The organism is Yersinia pekkanenii, from assembly GCF_001152565.1.
Lineage (GTDB): Bacteria > Pseudomonadota > Gammaproteobacteria > Enterobacterales > Enterobacteriaceae > Yersinia > Yersinia pekkanenii.
Map to the genome: position 1 here is coordinate 1 of NZ_CQAZ01000165.1, position 1,593 is coordinate 1,593.

Below are 1,593 nucleotides of genomic sequence, written 5' to 3' on the forward strand. Positions count from 1 at the left end.
TATCTGGCACATGGGTAACAACAAGCATCAGTTCAGCTTTGAGTTCAGCAAGAACCGATGGGGTAAAGTAATCATCAGAGTAAGTCTGGGTTTTATCGCTGTGGGCCATGCCACAGCGGCGGAAACCATCCCGTTTTGCGGTGATTTGAATCGGCATTATTCAGTCTCCCCAGTTGAGCCATACGCCATTTGCCAGAAGCCATAACCACCGTTACCACGCGCTTCAGCACCGAATAGGAATTTCTTGCGCATAAAGACATCCGGCGATTCTTCGGTAGTTTGCTCAACAAAGGTCGGTTTTTTACGTTCCTGATAAATCAGCGGCTTCATTGACTGTTTGGCATCAACCAGAAACCACTCGGTGTCGGTCTTCAATTCCGGCACAACCAGCACTTCAGCCGTGCCTTTGTAGATGTTGGGGGTATTATCGGGGAAGCGGTCAGCGGTCATAAGATAATTGGCATCATCTTCCAGCGCCGGTGGCACAATCAAAAGATTAGGCTGGATCTTAAGTGAAGCCGCTTCTTCATCCTTCATATTGCGCAGAGTGGCTCGCGCCAGACCGTAGCTTGCCTTTGCTTGGGCCAATGTTTGGTAAGCCAATTTTTTAGTGCCTTTATTGGAAACCGATACTCCCCTGACCGCATGGTCGGTATCAAAGAACGGCTGGCCGTCATAACAGAGGTTGATAAAACCATTACTCAGCAGCGCAAACACGATATCTGAAGGCAGTTCAGCGGCAGACTGACCAGCGGCCTGCGCTTGTTGGGCATACCCCAGCAGTTGATCGTCTTCAATATCATTACGATCAACTTCAATGGTGGCTTCAAAGTCTTTGTTACGGATAGTGTAATTAAAGGCTTCGAGCGCCTTAACCGCTTTGTCACCGATCCACTCCCGCATTTTTGGGAAACGGCTTAACCAGCTGTAGTCATTCTCCTTACCGGTAGACGTTACTACCATGGCCACTTTTTGCCAGTCGGTTGGGGCTTGGGAAAATGCCTTCTGAAACGTCGCTTTCAGATTGACAAAAATTTGTTTAACAACTTTCGCATTTACAATCACAGTGCTTCTCCTAAATCAAAACCCAAACGCCGTCAGAATCGACAGCCATCACCTTGCCAGCCAACGGACGNGCATTGGTATCACTTGTCGCCGCTACCGTCTGACTGTCTGCGATATAGCAATCCTTACCCACTCGCGCCTGAGTGACGGCATCACCACCAAAGTTGGCAAAGCACCAGTTTTTACCCCGGCGCACCAGGACATCAGCATCACCTGCAACTCCGGCACGGTTGTCGGAATAGCCATCAGCCACACCGAGAGTCGTTAATGCGGCTGTCGCAGCACCCAGCACGGCAAATCCTGCTGCATTGGCGCACACAATATGCCCCCCAAAAATCTCCGTAGCGGCGGCGATAGGAACAGGGGTCAGTTCACCGTCTTTACGCATGGTATTTCTGTCACGCATCGCCGTTCTCCTTAATGAACTTAGCTACTTCAGTTGCATCGAGCCCCATCAGACCGCAAATGGCCAGATTAACGTCACTGTCATCAGCTTTACCGCCAGCAGGCGGTGAACCTGCTGGCGGC

General features: G+C 50.5%; 2 protein-coding genes. Both read right to left on the reverse strand.

The genetic code is table 11. The annotated features are described in order from the left end of the window. Positions 1-157, reverse strand: a 157-nt coding sequence (locus AEP37_RS26430; RefSeq protein WP_280512724.1) for an HI1506-related protein, incomplete at its 3' end; no start/stop codon positions are given. Continuing rightward, the gene (locus AEP37_RS23670; protein WP_049615628.1) at positions 157-1,065 is read right to left on the reverse strand and encodes a Mu-like prophage major head subunit gpT family protein; all 909 of its coding nucleotides are present in this window, start codon (positions 1,063-1,065) and stop codon (positions 157-159) included. The genes AEP37_RS26430 and AEP37_RS23670, both read right to left, overlap by 1 nt. Positions 1,066-1,593 lie beyond the last annotated feature (528 nt).